Annotated in this window: 16 protein-coding genes and 2 tRNA genes; 9 read left to right on the top strand and 9 right to left on the bottom strand. The window is 59.7% G+C overall.

Annotated elements, in window-relative coordinates; translation table 11 throughout:
• The first annotated feature begins 395 nt into the window (after positions 1 to 395).
• Positions 396 to 1,316, top strand: coding sequence for a DUF1499 domain-containing protein (locus tag RAC79_RS07020; RefSeq protein WP_174038888.1), 921 nt, complete (start codon positions 396 to 398; stop codon positions 1,314 to 1,316).
• Between the two features lie 257 nt (positions 1,317 to 1,573).
• Here RAC79_RS07020 and RAC79_RS07015 read toward each other — a convergent pair whose 3' ends face one another.
• The gene (locus tag RAC79_RS07015) at positions 1,574 to 2,482 is read right to left on the bottom strand and encodes an MBL fold metallo-hydrolase (RefSeq protein ID WP_142843943.1); all 909 of its coding nucleotides are present in this window, start codon (positions 2,480 to 2,482) and stop codon (positions 1,574 to 1,576) included.
• A 202-nt stretch (positions 2,483 to 2,684) separates the two neighbouring features.
• Here RAC79_RS07015 and RAC79_RS07010 point away from each other — a divergent pair.
• Positions 2,685 to 2,759: transfer RNA gene (locus tag RAC79_RS07010), tRNA-Gln, on the top strand.
• Positions 2,760 to 3,102: 343 nt separating this feature from the next.
• Positions 3,103 to 3,480: a hypothetical protein gene (locus RAC79_RS07005; protein ID WP_142843923.1), complete on the top strand. Its 378-nt coding sequence runs from the start codon at positions 3,103 to 3,105 to the stop codon at positions 3,478 to 3,480.
• Between the two features lie 348 nt (positions 3,481 to 3,828).
• Here the strand turns inward: RAC79_RS07005 and mqo are convergent, their stop codons facing one another.
• A complete protein-coding gene (gene mqo, locus RAC79_RS07000) occupies positions 3,829 to 5,562 on the bottom strand; it encodes a malate dehydrogenase (quinone) (protein ID WP_164865343.1) in 1,734 nt (577 codons plus the stop codon).
• A gap of 389 nt (positions 5,563 to 5,951) precedes the next feature.
• Positions 5,952 to 6,374: a hypothetical protein gene (locus RAC79_RS06995; protein WP_080856053.1), complete on the bottom strand. Its 423-nt coding sequence runs from the start codon at positions 6,372 to 6,374 to the stop codon at positions 5,952 to 5,954.
• 264 nt (positions 6,375 to 6,638) lie between these two features.
• Here RAC79_RS06995 and RAC79_RS06990 point away from each other — a divergent pair.
• Positions 6,639 to 6,715 (top strand) — tRNA-Pro (locus RAC79_RS06990).
• Positions 6,716 to 7,561: 846 nt separating this feature from the next.
• Here the strand turns inward: RAC79_RS06990 and cysN are convergent.
• The 3 genes from cysN to RAC79_RS06975 are packed head-to-tail and all read right to left on the bottom strand — an operon-like array spanning position 7,562 to position 10,806.
• On the bottom strand, positions 7,562 to 9,043 hold the full coding sequence (gene cysN / locus RAC79_RS06985; protein ID WP_127756230.1) for a sulfate adenylyltransferase subunit CysN: 1,482 nt from the start codon (positions 9,041 to 9,043) through the stop codon (positions 7,562 to 7,564).
• Complete coding sequence (gene cysD / locus RAC79_RS06980; protein WP_003520470.1) at positions 9,043 to 9,996, bottom strand: sulfate adenylyltransferase subunit CysD; 954 nt, start codon at positions 9,994 to 9,996, stop codon at positions 9,043 to 9,045. Before cysD ends, cysN begins: the two co-directional genes overlap by 1 nt.
• Positions 9,997 to 10,023: 27 nt before the next feature.
• On the bottom strand, positions 10,024 to 10,806 hold the full coding sequence (locus RAC79_RS06975; RefSeq protein ID WP_161987652.1) for a phosphoadenylyl-sulfate reductase: 783 nt from the start codon (positions 10,804 to 10,806) through the stop codon (positions 10,024 to 10,026).
• A 204-nt stretch (positions 10,807 to 11,010) separates the two neighbouring features.
• On the opposite strand from RAC79_RS06975, the gene RAC79_RS06970 reads away from it, so the two are divergent.
• The 5 genes from RAC79_RS06970 to RAC79_RS06950 all read left to right on the top strand — a co-directional run bounded on the left by RAC79_RS06970 (position 11,011) and on the right by RAC79_RS06950 (position 15,946).
• Complete coding sequence (locus RAC79_RS06970) at positions 11,011 to 11,451, top strand: Rrf2 family transcriptional regulator (RefSeq protein WP_003520468.1); 441 nt, start codon at positions 11,011 to 11,013, stop codon at positions 11,449 to 11,451.
• Positions 11,452 to 11,949: 498 nt separating this feature from the next.
• Positions 11,950 to 12,975, top strand: a complete 1,026-nt coding sequence (locus RAC79_RS06965; RefSeq protein WP_065654285.1) for a sulfate ABC transporter substrate-binding protein — start codon at positions 11,950 to 11,952, stop codon at positions 12,973 to 12,975.
• A gap of 196 nt (positions 12,976 to 13,171) precedes the next feature.
• Complete coding sequence (gene cysT / locus RAC79_RS06960; protein ID WP_003494311.1) at positions 13,172 to 14,029, top strand: sulfate ABC transporter permease subunit CysT; 858 nt, start codon at positions 13,172 to 13,174, stop codon at positions 14,027 to 14,029.
• Entirely contained in the window at positions 14,022 to 14,894 is an 873-nt protein-coding gene (gene cysW, locus RAC79_RS06955) for a sulfate ABC transporter permease subunit CysW (RefSeq protein WP_080856056.1), read from the top strand. The genes cysT and cysW overlap by 8 nt, the downstream gene beginning before the upstream one ends.
• A gap of 11 nt (positions 14,895 to 14,905) precedes the next feature.
• A complete protein-coding gene (locus RAC79_RS06950; RefSeq protein WP_078051130.1) occupies positions 14,906 to 15,946 on the top strand; it encodes a sulfate/molybdate ABC transporter ATP-binding protein in 1,041 nt (346 codons plus the stop codon).
• A 519-nt stretch (positions 15,947 to 16,465) separates the two neighbouring features.
• Here RAC79_RS06950 and RAC79_RS06945 read toward each other — a convergent pair.
• From RAC79_RS06945 to RAC79_RS06935, 3 genes are all read right to left on the bottom strand, one after another.
• Complete coding sequence (locus RAC79_RS06945; protein WP_174038889.1) at positions 16,466 to 16,831, bottom strand: helix-turn-helix domain-containing protein; 366 nt, start codon at positions 16,829 to 16,831, stop codon at positions 16,466 to 16,468.
• Positions 16,828 to 17,109 (bottom strand): DUF6516 family protein, encoded by a 282-nt coding sequence (locus tag RAC79_RS06940; RefSeq protein WP_174035723.1) that lies wholly within the window; start codon positions 17,107 to 17,109, stop codon positions 16,828 to 16,830. Before RAC79_RS06940 ends, RAC79_RS06945 begins: the two co-directional genes overlap by 4 nt.
• 62 nt (positions 17,110 to 17,171) lie before the next feature.
• Positions 17,172 to 18,185: an NAD(P)H-quinone oxidoreductase gene (locus RAC79_RS06935; protein ID WP_174038890.1), complete on the bottom strand. Its 1,014-nt coding sequence runs from the start codon at positions 18,183 to 18,185 to the stop codon at positions 17,172 to 17,174.
• Positions 18,186 to 18,194: the final 9 nt, after the last annotated feature.

The following is an 18,194-nucleotide window of genomic DNA, read 5'->3' as shown; positions in this document are numbered from 1 at the left end:
ATGAACGTGCGTATTTGTTGCGTTGTCGGGGAATAATTCTCTTAAGTAGCGACAATGCGGAAAAATATCCCGCTTCTTGTTGCCTTCGACGTCAGAGGCCTAAAACCTATAGATATTCCGTCACCCCGGACCTGATCCGGGGTCCAGCGCGATCAAGTCCTTGATCGCAAAAGACTCATTCCTCACGGCGCAGCGTGGCTGGATGCCGGATCATCCTCGGGCTTGTTCCGGCGACCGGCATGACGGAGAAGTTCGCGCGCTTTAGCGTAGGGATCGCCTCCTCCTTTGTTTTCCTCGCCGCAAATCCGGTCTATGACATCATATGCAGGTGATTCCCTGCCAGAATTCGGGTGCAACGCTTTTTAGCCAATGCGATCTAACGGATATCCGCTTTCATGACTGTGCGTTTCGTCCGGCCTTTTTCGGTTGCAGCCTATCTTTCCCGCTATCTGGGTCTTGCGGCGCTTGTGCTGTTTCTCATCGCCGCCGGCATTCATCGTTTCGGGCCGCTGACGACGCCAGATCTTGTCGGTCTCCTCATTATCGCCGCTGGCATCGCTCTCGCGGCCGTACTTCTGGCGTTGATCGGGCTTGAGCGGCTGTGGACAAAGGGCGCACGCGGCGGCCTTTCGGCGCTGGCGGCGCTGCTTCTCTCGGCCCTGCCGCTCGGCGTGGTCGGTTACGGCGCTTTTCTTTATTGGCAGCAGCCGAAGATTTACGACATCTCCACCGATCTCACCGACGTGCCGGAATGGCTGGTGACGCCCGCCGCCAACCAGCAATGGCTGGTGCGGCCCGCGACTATCACCAAGGAAGACCGCGACGCGCAAACCGAAGCCTATGCCAGCCTCGCCGGCCGCCGTTATGAAGGCGCAATCGACCGCATCTACGCCGCCGCCAAAAAAATGGCCGCCGCCCAGAATATCCGCATCGCTCACACGAAGGGCGTGATCGGGGCGGAAGATGCGCCCTCCGTCGGCGTTCCGGAGCAGGACAGGACGCAGCCTTCGGAAGAAGGGCCGGTCGAGGATCTGCCCTCCATCGTGCCGGTGCCCATGGCCCGCCCGACGGACGCGCCTTTGCCCACCTTCTTTAACGGTAGCGGCGTGGTGCTGATGCAGGGCGAAACCCGCACGCGCATCTGGGGCCTGCGTTTCGATATCCTCATCCGCCTCAAGGAAGAGGCCGAAACCACCATCGTCGATGTCCGCGTCGCCTCCCGCTACGGCCCGCACGATCTCGGCATGGGCGCTGCGATTGCCGAAGCCTATCTCGATGCGCTGGATGCGGAGATGCAGGGGTTGAACGACAATTGATGTGTAGCTGACGCTACGCTTTCATTTCGATGAGAAACGAGAGTGTGCCGCCTGTTTCTTCTCCCCGAGGGGGAGAAGGTGGCCCGAAGGGCCGGATGAGGGGGAGCCCTCTCCGAACACATCTACCCTTGCCCCCTCATCCCGCTGCCGCGGACTTCTCCCCCTCGGGGAGAAGAAACAAGTGGCATCCGCTCGGTCTCCATCCAACGGGGCGGCGAACGACGAAAGCATCTCGATAATTAGCGCCTCAAAACCTGTCAGGCCGGAAAATACTCACCCAGCAGCGAAGGCGCACCATCCGTGTGTACCTCGCCCTTTTCGATCAGGTCTTCGATATGCGCCAGCACGGAAAGTGCAGCCGCGCCATGCAGGCGCTTGTCGGTGCTGGCGTAGATCACCTTCACCATATCGGCGATCAGCCGGTCGCCTTCGCGGATACGCTTCAGAACCGCCTTTTCCCGCATGCGGCGATGGGCGCGCAAGCCCCGCATGAAGGCGGCGGGATCGGTGACCGGGCCGCCATGGCCGGGCAGGAACAGCCGGTCGTCGCGGGTCAGCAGCCGTTCCAGCGAGGCCATGTAATCGCTCATCGCCCCATCCGGCGGCGCGACGATGGTGGTGGCCCAGGCCATCACATGATCGGCGGAAAAGACGATACCGCTGCCATCAAGCGCGAAGGCGGCGTGGTTGGCCGTGTGTCCCGGCGTATGCAGCGCGGTAAGCCGCCACCCGTCGCCGGAAAGGCTTTGGCCATCGCCAAGCGCGATATCGGGCACAAAAGCCGTATCGGAACTTTCGGCAAAGGGGTTTGTCTCACCCGTGTGCAGCGGGCGGGCGGCACGGTGTGGACCCTCGGCCACCGTTATCGCCCCGGTCGCCTCCTTCAGTCGCCGGGCAAGCGGCGAGTGATCGCGGTGCGTATGGCTGACGAAGATATGGGTGACCTCGCGGCCCGTCAGCGCCGCCATCAGCGCCTGAAAATGCGCCTCATCCTCCGGGCCCGGATCGATGACGGCGACGGAACGGTCGCCGACAATATAGGAGTTGGTGCCATGGAAGGTGAAGGCGGAGGGATTGTTGACGGTGATGCGCTGGATCAGCGGAGCGACAGGAACCGCCTCGCCATAGGCCGGCTGAAAATCGAGATCGAATGCCGGGTCCGCCATCGAGACCTCCTGAAAAATGCCATGCCAGCTTGAGCCGCAGCCTCAACCGCGCCATCGCCAAGCCCTAACATGCGAACTTCGCCACGGCACCCAAAAAGCTTGAATTTTGTGAAAAAATAAGTCGCCGGGTCATTGCCGGGCCGGGCAGGCTTTGCTAATCAGGCGCGGTTCAGGCAGCGGCGTTTCGCCATCGCTGCCCTGTTGGGGCGTCGCCAAGCGGTAAGGCACCGGTTTTTGGTACCGGCATTCCCAGGTTCGAATCCTGGCGCCCCAGCCAAATTTTCTTACCGCAGTTAAATAAAAGACTTAGACGTAGATGCGTACCTCAGTGAGTACCTCACTATGTACCCCGTTTGCGGCAAGATTTGAACTCTTTCGACCACCTATGTTGCGTGAGTGATAGTCGCCCACTTTCTGCCAAGCAGCTAGCGGCGTCATCATCGGAGGTGAGGAAGCTGGAAGCGCGCGCCGCAACCTCATTGATAAATGGTTATTGCCCGGACTACCGAAGAGTGACCTTGATACTATCGGCTGTGGATACCTGTGCGTTGCGAATATTATCGCAATATTCGTAGGATATGGTGTGCGTCTTATGCCTTGCCTTTTGGGGATTTAATTGAATGAAGACGACTTTACTACTCTGTGCAGCAGTGATGACGCTGGCTGGCTGCCAGACACCGGCACCACAATCTGTTTTGGATTCGCAGCGTCCTCCTACCAGATCGATTAAACGGGACTATGTGGGCGTCCTGCGCGGAACCATTAAACCCGGGGATTTCACGAAAGCCGAGATTTCGAGCGTAGTGTTGCTCGATCCCGCAAAGCAGATTTACGCTTTTTGCACGCGGACAGCAGAACGTTCCAATCCCAATTGGTCGTATATTGGCATAGCCTTGTACCAGAATGTGAGCGTGGACGCGTCAAAGAATGACTACCGCTGCCGCGACAAGCGATTGCGTTACTATAATTTTCCTGAGTTGCTGAACATGAAGTCCTGATTGCGATTGCGCGGCGCTAAGCTCGTCTTCCGCGCCGCCCATCTTCACTCCGTGCTTGAGACCATGCAAGGAAACTTCAGGAGAAGTTCGGGGGCTCAGCGAAAAACAGCAGAAGCCACAGGCGTCCCCTCGTAACGCTCCAACGGTATCCGAAGGTGACCTGACCGTCATCCGATGATGGTCGGCTTACCACGCCACGCTATAACCCAGGATACCGTTGAGCGCGAAAACCTGTCCTCCGTCATTCTCGGGGCAAGCCCAAGGGTGAGTGCGGGAAAGGCGTGCATCAACAAAAAACGCCGCGCATCCAGAGACACGCGGCGTTCAATCCTAAATCGCAGCCAGGCCTTAAAGCGCGATATCCGGCACCTTCTTCACCGGCGCACCCGCAGGCGCCGCACCGGCGCCCTTCAGCGCCTCAAGGTCGATCTGCGGCGGGGTGGGCAGCTGCAGGTGTTCGGCGGTATAGGCCCATTCCTGCTGCACCTTTTCCGGGTCGTCATTGAGCTTCGTGCCGTAGCTCGGCACGATCTGGCGGATCTTGGCCTGCCATTCCGGTGTTGCCACCTTGTCCTTGAAGACCTTTTCCAGAACGCTGAGCATGATCGGGGCGGCGGTGGAAGCACCCGGCGAGGCGCCGAGCAGGCCGGCGATGCTGCCGTCCCTGGCGGCGACGACTTCGGTGCCGAGCCGTAGCACGCCGCCCTTTTCTTCGTCGCGCTTGATGATCTGCACGCGCTGGCCGGCCTGCCACAGGCGCCATTCGCCCTGCTTGGCATTCGGGAAATATTCCTTCAGCGCGGCAAAACGGTCGTCATCCGACATCATCAGCTGGCCGGCGAGATATTCCACCAGCGGATATTCATCGATCCCCACCCGCACCATCGGCCAGGCATTGCTGGTGGTGACGGAGGAGACGAGATCGAAATAGGAGCCTTCCTTCAGGAACTTGGTGGAGAAGGTGGCGAAAGGTCCGAACAGGATGACGCGCTTGCCGCCCAGCACGCGGGTATCGAGATGCGGCACCGACATGGGCGGCGAGCCGACCGAGGCCTTGCCGTAAGCCTTGGCAAGATGCTGCATCGTCACGTCGGGGTTTTCGTTGATGAGGAATGAGCCGCCCACCGGGAAGCCGGCATAGTCATCGGCTTCCGGGATGCCGGACATCTGCAGCAGATGCAGCGCGCCGCCGCCAGCACCGATGAACACGAATTTCGCATCCACCACCTGTTCGGCATCGGTCTTGGTGTTGGTATAGGTCACGCGCCAGCTGCCATCGGCATTGCGCTGGATGTCGGAAACCTCGCTATTGACCTGCAGGTCGAAATTCTGGTCACCCTGCAGATGGGAGACGAATTGCCGGGTGATTTCGCCGAATTCCATGTCGGTGCCGAGCGGCGACCACGTCGCGCCGATCTTCTGGGAAGGATCGCGGCCTTCCATCATCAGCGGCACCCACTTCTTGATCTGCTCGGGATCGGTGGAATATTCCATGCCGGCGAAAAGCGGGCTGGCTTTGAGCGCCTGATAGCGCTTTTCCAGATAGGCGACGTTCTCGTCACCCCAGACGAAGCTCATATGCGGCGTGTGGTTGATGAAGGAACGTGGGTTCTTCAAAACGCCGTTGCGCACCTGCCATGCCCAGAATTGCCGGGAAATCTGGAAGGATTCGTTGATGTTGACGGCCTGGGTGATCTTGATGTTGCCGTTGTCGTCTTCCGGCGTGTAGTTGAGCTCGGCAAGCGCCGAATGGCCGGTGCCGGCATTGTTCCAGCCGTTCGAGCTTTCAAGCGCCACGCCATCCAGCCGCTCCAGCATCTGCATCGACCAGGTGGGCTCTAGTTCACGCAGCCAAACACCGAGCGTCGCGCTCATGATGCCGCCGCCGATCAAAAGCACATCGACCTTCTTGGCAGCCGTGTTGGCGAGAAGAGGTGTAACTGGCAGCGCCGCTGCGGCAATGCCGGCAAGCGCGCCGCCCAGAACCTGTCGGCGGTTCATGGGAAATGCGTTGGAAAGGGATGTTTCCTGCGAAAGATCAGTGAGCTGGGATTTGTCTTGATCGATGGGAGTCACGGCCATACCTGATTCTTGTTTTGTGTTAAAAACATTCCTCCCGTTCGCCCCGTTACAGCAAAGCGCAAACCGACACAACCCGGACTCTTTTACTCCAGTTCAAGCAGTTTTGCAGGGATTTTGCAGGGACATATGGCCGCAACGGCCAATTTTGCGGTTTTGCCGATCGTCATTTTTATGACGGCGAAGATTAGACGGCGCTTTCAAACGGTTGAAAGGGTTCTGTCAGCGGGATATCGCGCAAAGGCGGATATAACGCTGTTTTCGGCGCATCACGGGCGGCAGGGTGCGGCTATAGGCAAAATTTTTTTCAGAAAAATGACAATAATCCCGAAAAAAGTGAAAAGGCCCGCCAGTTCAAGCGGGCCTTGCTGCATCTGGCCTGTGGCCGAAGATCAGTCTGCGGCGAGGAATTCCGCGCAATAGCTCGGGCCGTTGACGCCGGGGCGGTCGGAAACCGTGCGCACGGCGGTAATCTTGTAATCGCTGGAAACGACGAGCTGCACCGTGCAGGAGAGCGAGGCGGTGCGGGCGGGCGAGATCTGGCGACCCTTCTTGCCATCCTTGCCTTCTTCGAACCTGGCCGGAATGGTGGCCTTTCTGTAGCCCCCGCGCCAGTTATAGACGGTGGAGCTGCCGGTTTCCGTATCGCTGAGCGGCGGGCCGAATTTTGCGAAGAAAATGCCTGCGGACTGGCCGACCCAGCGGGTCTCAACGGGGCTCTTCTGGGTGAAAGAGGGAGTGGAGCCGCCCGTGGAAGTGGTGCAGGCCGAGAGCGCAATGGCAAACGCTGCAAGCGTTACGCTGCGAGATAGCATGGTGAAATGTCCTTTGTGCCGTGTCCGGCTTCCCGCCGGTCATTCCGTTCCCCTAGCAGATTTGGAGACGGGGGGCAGGGGAGGTATGCGGCTCGATGAAAATTTCCTGCCACAATTGCTTTTTTGTAACGTTTTGAGGCCTTCCAGCCGGCGCCACAGGCTCCTGGCAGGGTTGTTTCAACAGATGGAAAAAACTTGTCACAAAAAATGCAATAAGCCGCTTGTCGAATGCCGGAGGCTGGTCTATAGAAGCGCCGCTGGTCACGGAGTGTAGCGCAGTCTGGTAGCGCACCACGTTCGGGACGTGGGGGTCGGAGGTTCGAATCCTCTCACTCCGACCAGCTTGAAGCCCAATAGTTACAGCGGCTTGCAACTCATCCCGAAAATTCTCAATCGAAATCTCGCACCGAAACCGGACCTGTGAAAACCCGTTTCGGCTGGACTGCATTCGCCGCTCGCGCCTGAAAATCAGGGCGCTGGGGCGAATAACTGCGTTCAAATCGCCGTTCTTCAACCGGTATGCGTTTTGGGAGAGAGTGTTTCTTTCCGCATCCGCTCACGGATGCGAATCGTCGCCGTCAAACAGCAGATGGATCGCTTCGCCGGGCTTTGTTTGTCGCCACCGGGCACCCCAACAAAAGAGGCCCGTCGCTCCGCCAAGCGCCAGGCCTCAATGTCGCGGCCTGTTTCAGGGGACGCGCGACAGGAATCGTCTTAGAAGCCTCAATTCTTCTTCACAATCCAAGAAGTTATCCATCACCGTCATGAGCCCTGAATTTCAGGGGCATCCTCGCGATCAACTTATCGCGATCAAAAAGAGGCCCGCTGCTTTTTCAAACAACGAGCCTCTGTTGGGCCGCTTGGCGGAGCGACCGCATGCAAATTCGTCTTTCGTGCATGAACGTCGAATGAACAAACAGCTTTTATGCCGCCGAGAAACAACCCGTAAAAATCAGGAGAGCGGCATGGATCGGAAAGCCGCCTCAGCCGTTATCTAACCATACAACAATGGAGGATAGCATGCTGAAGGGTATCGCATTGTGGGCTATGGGCGTTCCGATCTTCGTGATCATTCTGCTTTATATGTTCGTGTTTTAAGCCATCCGCAGTCTCTGACACGGAAGAGGCTCTGAAACGAAAAAGGCGACCGCTTTGACGGTCGCCTTTTGTCTGTTTGAGGGGGCGTGTCAGCCCAGATCGCCGATCAGCCGCGCGGCCGTTGCGCCGTCCGTGCGGCGGATGTCGATCTCGTCGCGGTGCTTGGCGAGGAGTTCGCTGGCCAGCAGCTTTTCGGCGAGATCGGCGGGCAGCGAGAGAATGACCCGGTCGCCCTTTTCTTCCGTCGCACCGACGCTGCGCTTGCCGGCGATCATGCCGCCCGCAACCGTGTTGTTGGTGTCGGGGTCGATCAGAATGAAGGACCCGGTCGAGCGGTTCTGTTCATAGGGATCGAAGATCGCCGTCTCGTCGAAGGAAAGCCGCACCTTGCCGATGGCGTTCATCGGCAGCGAGGTTTCATGCGCCTGCCATTCGCCTTCCTTCAGGTTCAGCTGGCTGACGGGCTGCACGCTGACGCGCTGGCGGCGGCTGCCGCTTTTCAGCCAGTAGCGCTTGCCTGCCTCGATGCCGCCCGGCTGCAACGCCACGATCTGGGCGTCGAAGGCAAGACCGGTCTGCGGCTGCGCCTCGATGGAGACGATCATGTCACCGCGCGACACATCCACCTGACGGTCGAGGACGAGCGTGACCGCATCGCCCGCGACAGCGGCGTTGCGCACCAGATCGAAGGTGACGATCTGCTTGACATTCGCGACCATGCCGGAAGGCAGGACGACGACGCTGTCGCCCGGCTTTACCGAACCGCCGGCAACCGTGCCCTGATAACCGCGGAAACTTTCGCCAGGACGCGACACGCGCTGCACCGGCAGGCGGAAGCCGCCGGATTGCGCGGAGCGCACCGTGGCAAGCTCCAGCGTCTCCACCAGCGTCGGGCCTTCATACCAGGGCATGGAGGCCTTGCCGGAGAGAACGACGTTTTCACCCTTCAGCGCCGACATCGGAATGGCGGTGATCTGCTTGATGCCGAGATTGGACGCGAAATCGCGGAATTCATGGGCGATCAGCTCGAAACCGGCTTTGTCGTAATGCGTCAGGTCGATCTTGTTGACGGCCAGCACGAATTGCCGGATGCCCATCAGCGCCGCAATGGTGGCGTGACGGCGTGTCTGTTCCAGAATGCCGGTGCGCGCATCGACGAGCAGCACGGCGAGATCGGCGGTGGAAGCGCCAGTCGCCATGTTGCGGGTATATTGCTCATGGCCGGGCGTGTCGGCCACGATGAAGGCGCGCCGGTCGGTGGCGAAATAGCGATAGGCGACATCGATGGTGATGCCCTGTTCGCGCTCCGCCTGAAGACCGTCGAGCAGCAACGCGAAATCGGGCAGGCCGAGATCGTTCTGCTTGCCACTGTCGCGGTGGAGCGTCGCGGCCTGGTCTTCCTTGACGGCCTTGGTGTCCCAGAGAAGACGGCCGATCAGGGTCGATTTGCCGTCATCGACGCTGCCGCAGGTGATGAGACGCAGCGGGCGCGTGTCGCGCGCCGCCTTCGAATGCTCGGCAAACGGCAGAATGGTTGCGGAAGAGGGGGTGTTGGCGGCGGCAGCGCTCATCAGAAATACCCCTCGCGCTTCTTCTTCTCCATCGAGCCGGACTGGTCGCGGTCAATCGCGCGGCCCTGCCGTTCGGAAACGGTGGCGATTTCGAGTTCCGCGATGACTTCCTGAAGCGTCGCCGCCTCGGACCGGATCGCGCCGGTCAGCGGGAAGCAGCCGAGCGTGCGGAAGCGGATCGAGCCATGCTTGATCTCTTCGCCGGGCAGCAGTTCCAGCCGCTCGTCTTCGGCAAGGATCATCATACCGTCGCGTTCGACATAGGGGCGCTCGGCGGCGTAATAGAGCGGCACCAGCGGAATGTTTTCCGCCTCGATGTAACGCCAGATGTCCACTTCGGTCCAGTTGGAGAGCGGGAAGGCGCGCACGCTTTCGCCCTTGCGGACCATGCCGTTGTAGATGTTCCACAGTTCCGGGCGCTGGTTGCGCGGGTCCCATTTATGGTCGGGCGTGCGGAAGGAATAGATGCGTTCCTTGGCGCGGCTCGCCTCCTCATCGCGGCGCGCGCCGCCGAAGGCTGCATCGAACTGGCCGGCATCGAGCGCCTGGCGCAGCGCTTCGGTCTTCATGATGTCGGTGTAAAGCGCCGAACCGTGGGTGAAGGGCGTTACGTTTTCGCTCGCACCGCGCGGGTTGGTGTAGGAAATCAGGTCGAGATCGTATTCCTTGACGATATTGTCGCGGAATTCGATCATTTCCTTGAACTTCCAGCCGGTATTGACGTGCAGCAGCGGGAAGGGAATGCGGCCGGGGAAAAACGCCTTGCGCGCGAGATGCAGCAGCACGGATGAATCCTTGCCGATGGAATAGAGCATCACGGGCTTGTCGAATTCGGCGGCGACTTCGCGGAAAATATGAATAGCTTCGTTTTCAAGCGCCTTCAGATGGGGATCGAGCGGCGGCTTGGATGCGACAGTATTCTTGCTGTCCGTCTCGTGGACTGCGTTGGACATTGTGAACTCCGGGAATGTACTGAATGATTATCGTTGCGGGATGGCGGAAACGGCGGATGTCTGCTCCGCACCGGCGACGTGAAGACCGCATTCGCGCTTCTCGTCGTTTTCCCACCACCATCGTCCGGCGCGCTCAGGCTCGCCGGGCTTGATGGCGCGCGTACACGGCTCGCAGCCAATGGAGGGGTAACCGCGCTGATGCAACGGATTGACGGGAATGTTCTCCTGGGCGACATGCGCCCGGATGAGGTCGATGTCCCAGTCAGCCAGGGGATTGATCTTGATGAGATTGCGCTCCGCATCGAACTCGGCGAAAGGCGTCGTGGCGCGATTGCCCGACTGGCCGCGTCTGAGGCCGGTGATCCAGAAGGCGGCGCCTTCCAGCGCCTTGCCGAGCGGGATCAGCTTTCTGACATGACAGCAGGCGTGACGGGCTTCGACGCTTTCGTAAAAACCGTTCAGACCGTATTTTTCGGCATAAGCGTCGATATCGTCCTGCTCAGGACGGAAGCGGCGGATTTCGATACCGAAACGCTCTTCGGTCTCATCGATGAGATCGACGGTTTCCTTGAACAGCCGGCCGGTTTCGAGCGTCACGACGTCGATCGGCAGGCGATGCGTGCCGATGGCGGCCGTAATGACCTGATCCTCGATGCCGAGGCTGGTGGTGAAGACCGCCCGCCCGCCGAGGCCGGCGATAAACGAAAGCCGACCCGCCAGATCGAGCCCGGCAAGCGTGGCGTCGAGGGAAGCGGCATCGGCAGAGGCATTTGCTGAATTGATCGTCATTGTCACGTCCGGGATTTCCATGGCCGATTATTGTTGAAATCCGGCCTTTGGAACAGAAATGACAGTCTTTGTGCGCTGCACTTGAGAGCAAAAATGCCTCACGCGCGCAGGGTATGAGCAAAAGATACCCGTTCACCTTCTTCGCAGCTTGGATTTGAATTGTGACAACTTCTGCGCTAAGCCGGAATTGCCGGGTTTCCGGGCTTGTGGTCTACTGGTTTTACGATGATTTCGCAGAAGGCAAAATACGCGCTGAGGGCGCTCCTTTCGCTGGCCAAGGCCGACGGGGCCTGTCCTGTGCAGATTTCCGACATCGCCCGCGAACAGGCCATTCCGAAAAAGTTTCTGGAGCAGATCCTTCTCGAAATGAAGAAGGAACGCCTTGTCGAAAGCCGGCGCGGCAAGCAGGGCGGTTATCTCTTGGCGCGCCCGGCCGCGGATATCACCTTCGGCGAGGTGCTGCGCCTCATCGACGGGCCGCTTGCCCCCTTGCCCTGCCTGTCGCAGACCGCCTATCGCCGCTGCGAGGATTGCGACGGCGAGAAGCAGTGCGAGATCCGCCACGTCTTTGCCCGCGTGGCCGATGCCACCCGCAACATCCTTTTCAACACCACCATCGCCGATGCCGTGGCGGGTGTCGAAGTGCCCGAGCTTTTGACGGCCTAGCCACTCGGCGCAATAGGTGTGCAGTACAGCCCCTCCAACCCTCATTCCTGTGCTTGTCACAGGAATCCAGCCGACGCGCGTCTGCGCGGCGAAAAGACTCCTCTCAGCCCAAGGACTTGGGCTGGCTGAATTCCTGTGACAAGCACAGGAATGAGGGCGGGAGAGCGCACGTCGCGACAACCGGGAGCTTGAGCCTGCCGAACCGACGGACTTGGGCGACGATGTATCCCCCCATCCCCTCGGACCGCTCAGACGAAAAAATCGTCTAAAACCCCATAATATTTTTCGCCGCCAGCGCAAAAAATCGTCAAAAATGTGAAACGGTTTTGCATTCAGCAAAGTTTTACACGACGCTTGTTGCGCCTTTCGCTTATGCTGCGCTGTATTTGTTGCCCGGGAAAACGCTCTCGGGAAACACTTTTTCGATCGTATTCGGCCTCATTGACCAACTCTACTCAACCGGTAGAGTTAAGCCATCGCAATCAGGAGGGAATACCGATGTCCAAGCTTCTGTCCGGTTTGAGCGTTGTTGCGCTTAGCCTCTCACTGGCACTTGGCGCAGCTGGCTCGGCCGCCGCGCAGACCAAGCTGCTCAACGTGTCCTACGATCCGACCCGTGAACTCTACAAGGACTTCAACGAAGCTTTCGCCAAGAAGTGGAAGGCCGATACCGGCGAGGACGTCACCATCCAGCAGTCGCATGGCGGCTCCGGCAAGCAGGCGCGTTCGGTCATCGACGGTCTGGAGGCGGATGTCGTGACGCTGGCGCTGCAGAGCGATATCGACGCCATCGTCCAGAATTCCGGCAAGATCAACAAGGACTGGCGCACCCGCCTGCCGCATAATTCCTCGCCTTACACCTCGACCATCGTTTTCCTGGTGCGCAAGGGTAACCCGAAGGGCATCCATAACTGGGGCGATCTGGTGAAGGGCGACGTGCAGATCGTGACGCCGAACCCGAAAACATCGGGCGGCGCGCGCTGGAACTATCTGGCGGCCTGGGCCTGGGCGAATGAAGAGTTCAAGGGCGACAAGGACAAGATCAAGGCCTATGTCGGCGAGCTCTACAAGCGCGCCCCGGTTCTCGACACCGGCGCGCGCGGCTCCACGGTCACCTTCGCCCAGCGCCAGATCGGCGATGTGCTGCTCGCCTGGGAAAACGAGGCCTATCTCGCCGGTCAGGAATTCGGCGCTGACGCCTTCGATATCGTCGTGCCGCCGATCTCGATCCTTGCCGAACCGCCGGTCGCCGTGGTGGACGCCAATGTCGATGCCAAGGGCACCCGCAAGGCGGCGGAAGCCTATCTGCAATATCTCTATTCCGACGAGGGCCAGAATATCGCGGCGAAGCACTTTTACCGCCCGTCGAACCCCGCCGTGGTCTCCAAGGATCTGCTCAAGCAGCTGCCCGACATCAAGCTCGTCACCATCGACGACCCGCAGTTCGGCGGTTGGGCCAAGGCGCAGCCTGAACATTTTGGTGACGGCGGCATCTTCGACCAGATTTACAAGCCCGCAAAGTAAGCGGATGATAGGCTGAAAAGCGATCGTCCGTCCGCTGGGACAAGCGAAACGAAAAATCGATCGACCGGACACAGTGCCGGTCGATACTTTATAATAAGCGCCGGGGAACGCCGGCTCCCAGAGAGCATTTCCAGGAAAAGTGGACCCCGGTTTCCTGTCCGGAAATGCGCCAAACTAAAGATTATCCGGAGCCTTGATGAGCAATAATACTTCCGGAAACAGGTGGAAATGGCGGCAGTCGAGCGTCATACCGGGCTTCGGCCTGACGCTTGGTTACACAGTGACCTATCTGTTTCTCATCATTCTTATTCCGCTGGGCGGCCTTGTCTGGTCCACGGCGAAACTGGGTTTTTCTGATTTCATTGCGATAGCCACGGATAGCCGCACGCTGAATGCGCTGCGTGTCAGTTTCGGAACGGCATTTCTTGCCGCGCTGGTCAACGCGGTCTTCGGTGTCATCGTCGCCTGGGTGCTGACGCGTTACCGTTTTCCCGGCCGCCGCTTCGTCGATGCCATCGTCGATCTGCCTTTCGCCCTGCCAACGGCGGTCGCCGGTATCGCGCTGACCACGCTTTACGCCAATCGCGGCTGGGTCGGTTCGCTGTTCGAACCCTTCGGCATCAAGATCGCCTTCACGCCGACCGGCATCGTCATCGCGCTGATCTTCATCGGCCTGCCCTTTGTTGTGCGCACCGTGCAGCCGGTCATGGAAGAAATCGACCGGCAGGTGGAAGAAGTTGCGGCAACGCTTGGCGCCAACCGTTTCCAGACCATCACCCGCGTTCTGCTGCCGAGCCTCACGCCCGCCATCCTCACGGGTTTTGCGCTCGCCTTCGCGCGTGGTGTGGGCGAATATGGCTCGGTCATCTTCATCGCCGGCAATATTCCCTATGTCTCGGAAATCGCGCCGCTCCTCATCGTCATCCGGCTGGAAGAATTCAATTATGCGGCCGCGACCGGCATCGCCACCATCATGCTGATCATCTCGTTTGCCATGCTGTTCCTCATCAATCTCATTCAGGCCTGGAGCCGCAAGAGGTACGGTTATGTCTGAGACCGCTTCCCGTACGTCCCCCCGGCCGTTCCGCGACCCCGCCAGCGAGAGCTTTCCCGCCCGGCTGGCGTTGATCGCGATTGCCTTCGTGTTCCTCGCCGCCTTTCTGGTTCTGCCGCTGGTCTCGGTCTTCTTCGAAGCCTTCCGCAAGGGCACGGAAAGCTTCTGGGAGGCGATTGTCGAGCCGGATGCACTCTCCGCCATTCGCCTGACGCTGCTCGTCGCCGCCATTTCCGTGCCGCTGAACCTCATCTTCGGGGTAATGGCCGCCTGGGCGATTGCGAAATTCGAGTTCAAGGGCAAGGCCTTCCTGATTACGCTCATCGACCTGCCGTTCTCGATCTCGCCGGTCATATCGGGCCTCGTCTATGTCATCCTGTTCTCATCCCACAGCGTGTTGGGGCCATGGCTGAAGAGCTACGGCATCGAGATACTTTTCGCCGTGCCGGGCATCGTGCTTGCCACCATCTTCGTCACCTTTCCTTTCGTCGCGCGCGAACTGATCCCGCTGATGCAGGATCAGGGCAATGGCGACGAGGAGGCGGCGATTTCGCTTGGCGCTTCCGGCTGGCAGACCTTCTGGTATGTCACGCTGCCCAACATCAAATGGGGCCTGCTTTACGGGGTGCTGCTCTGCAACGCCCGCGCCATGGGCGAGTTCGGCGCCGTCTCGGTGGTATCGGGCCATATTCGCGGTGAGACCAACACCATGCCGCTGCATGTCGAGATACTCTATAATGAGTACAATATGGGCGCGGCCTTTGCGGTGGCAACGCTGCTCGCCGGTCTGGCGCTGGTGACGCTCATTCTCAAAACCATTCTCGAAATACGCTTTGGCGCGGGCAACGCAGCCGGCAAGCATTGAAAGGCATCTTCATGGAAGTGAAAGTTTCCGGCATCACCAAGCAGTTCGACCGCTTTCCGGCGCTGAACGATGTGTCGCTCGACATTCGTTCCGGTGAGTTGATCGCGCTGCTCGGTCCTTCCGGCTCCGGCAAGACGACGCTGCTGCGTCTCATCGCCGGCCTCGAGCAGCCAACGCAGGGGCAAATCTTCTTCGGTGATGAGGACGCGTCCCACCGCACGGTGCAGGAGCGCAATGTCGGTTTCGTGTTCCAGCATTACGCCCTGTTCCGCCATATGACGGTGGCCGACAATATCGCTTTCGGCCTCAAGGTGCGCCCCTCCGCCAACCGCCCGCCGAAAGCCGAGATCCGCAAACGCGTATCCGAACTTCTCGACATGGTGCATCTCTCCGGCCTCGAAAAGCGCTATCCGACCCAGCTCTCCGGTGGCCAGCGCCAGCGCGTGGCGCTCGCCCGCGCCGTCGCCATCGAGCCAAAGGTCCTGCTTCTCGATGAACCTTTCGGCGCGCTGGATGCCAAGGTGCGCAAGGAACTGCGCCGCTGGCTGCGCGAATTCCACGACCGCACCGGCCACACCACCGTTTTCGTCACCCACGATCAGGAAGAGGCGCTGGAACTGGCCGACCGCGTCGTCGTCATGAGCCAGGGCAAGATCGAACAGGTCGGCACGGCGGATGACGTCTACGACACGCCCAACTCCCCCTTCGTCTTCTCCTTCATCGGCGAATCTTCCAGCCTGCCGGTGACGATCCGCGACGGCCATGTGCTGTTCCAGGGCGAAAGCATCGGCATCGATGAAAGCGGTTCTGGCGAGGGCGAGCTTTTCTTCCGCCCGGAAGATGTGGTGCTGACGCAAGAAAAGGATGCGCTTTACGGCAAGGTCACCACCTGTCGCCGCCTTGCGGGCACCCGCATCGCCGAAATCGACATCGCCAATAACGGCCATGAACCCTATCACCTCGAAATCGAGGTGCCGCTCAACGCCGCCGTGGCGGTGGGCGCGGAACTGCGCTTCCGGCCGACGCGGTGGAAGGTATTCGGGAAGAAATAAGGAATACGTGAACGCAAACGCTGGTCGATGATACGGCGCTCTCCCCAGTTCTCCGTCATACCGGCCTTGAGCCGGTATCCAGCCAGCCCAAGTCTTTGGGCTGAACGGAGTCCTTTCGTCGCGCAGACGCGCGCCGGCTGGATGCCTGGTCAAGCCCGGCATGACGGAAGAGGCGTGTCACGAGTACCTCGAGCATCGAGCTTGCCGCACCGGCACTCGAGGCGCAGATTTCCCCAATCGTCGAAGAAATAAGCAAAAACGGAAAAGGGCCGCCAAAGCGACCCTTCCATGAGTTTGGTCCTGTTTACAGACCCGGGACTGTTTCTCAACGTTCCGAAGGCAGAAGAGGTTTACAACGAGGGCTGCCCCGTCGAAAACACACCCTTTCCATTGCCTGCACCAGAGACCGAAATCTCACTAGACATTGGATCACCTCCTTCCGATACGTTGAACATAACTAGAAGGTAGTACGATTCGTCAGTAATGCAAGAGGGATTACTTCCAGGGGACGCCCGGCCCCTATGCCGCATCTGCGGCCTTTACGTCGAATTCGAAGTGGATGCTGTCATAGGGAAACTCGATGCCAGCCTCGTTCCGGTCGATAATGCCCGCATGGAGGAGCGACGTCACGTCGCGATGAACGGCCTGTACGTCCCGTCCGACCCGACGGGCAACCTCCCGGATAGAAAGCGGTCCCTGTCCCGCCAGAGCCTTGACGATGGCAAGGCGAAGCGGCGCGAGAATGCGGTGCAGGTCCTCATAGCTGGAAAATTCGACGGATGGTTTCGCCTCCACCGGCTTTCCAGACATGGCCAGATTACCGGCGGCAACAAAGCGGCTCTTGACATCCTTGATCGTGCTGAGACGGACGGTGAGTGCGGTCATGACAAAATCCTTTCCATATCCGCCTGAAAAGCATCGAACAGGGCTTCGAGCGTGGTGAAGGCAATGGGGTCTTCACGCCCGTCCATATGACGATGATCGCCTTTGCCGCGTTCATTGTCATAACGCAGAACACATTCCCCTTTGATCACCAGCGCCAGCCGATATTTGAACGGGTGAAGACTTCCGGGAACAGGCTCAGGCAGATGCCACAGGACAACCTCAAAGAAGGCCGTCTCGTCGATCACTTTGCGCGTCTTTTCGAGCAGAATGGCCTTCATGTTGTTATTCTTGACAACGCTTTGCTGTGTTGTCAATGAAAACAACGATCTTGCTCAAAACCTCACGACACCCGCATCACGATCTTGCCGATATGGCTGCTGCTTTCCATCAGCCGGTGCGCTTCCACGACCTCATCCAGCGTGAAGACCCGGTTGATGACAGGTGCCAGCTGACCGCTTTCGATGAGCGGCCAGACCTCTGCGACGAGGTCGTCGCGGATGGCGCGTTTTTCGTCGGCCGTGCGGGGGCGCATGGTGGAGCCCGTGACGGTGAGGCGTTTGACCATGATGGGGGTGAGATTGACCTTTTCGGCCACGGCGCCGCCCAGAAAGGCGATGATGGACAGGCAGCCGTCCTTGGCGAGTGCCGAAAGGTTCTTTTCGAAATAGGCAGCACCAATCATATCGAGAACGACATCGACGCCCTTGCCATCGGTTTCGGCCTTGATGACGGCGGCGAAATCTTCCTCACGGTAGTTGATCGCCCGTTTGGCGCCGAGCTTCACGCAGGCTTCGCATTTTTCCGCAGAACCCGCCGTGGCATAGACTTCGGCGCCGAAGGCTTTGGCAAGCTGGATGGCCGTCGTGCCGATGCCGCTGGTGCCGCCATGGATAAGGACGCTTTCCCCTTCGGTGAGGCCCGCCATCTGGAAGAGATTGGCCCAGACGGTGAAGAAGGTTTCCGGCAAAGCCGCGGCTTTGACGGCGTCGTAACCCTTCGGGAAGGGCAGGGCCTGCCCGGCCGGCACGGTGCAATATTGCGCATAACCGCCGCCATTGGCGAGCGCGCAGACCTTGTCGCCCAGCTTGAATTCGGTAACTTCTTCACCCAGCGCAACCACCTCGCCGGCGATTTCGAGGCCGAGGATCGGGCTTGCATCCTTCGGCGGCGGATAGGTGCCCTGCCGCTGTGCCACATCCGGCCGGTTGACGCCCGCCGCCTCGACCTTCACCAGAACCTCGCCTTTTGCAGGCTTCGGCAAAGGCGCTTGCGAAAGCCGCATCACCTCCGGGCCGCCATGGGAAGGGAGGTCGATGAAGCACATTGTTTCGGGCAGGGTCTTGGTGTCGGGCATGGCCAGGGG

The sequence above is a fragment of the Agrobacterium sp. LR_9 genome, from assembly GCF_041954855.1.
Taxonomy (GTDB): Bacteria; Pseudomonadota; Alphaproteobacteria; order Rhizobiales; family Rhizobiaceae; genus Agrobacterium; species Agrobacterium leguminum.
This window is presented reverse-complemented; position numbering and strand designations above follow the sequence as displayed.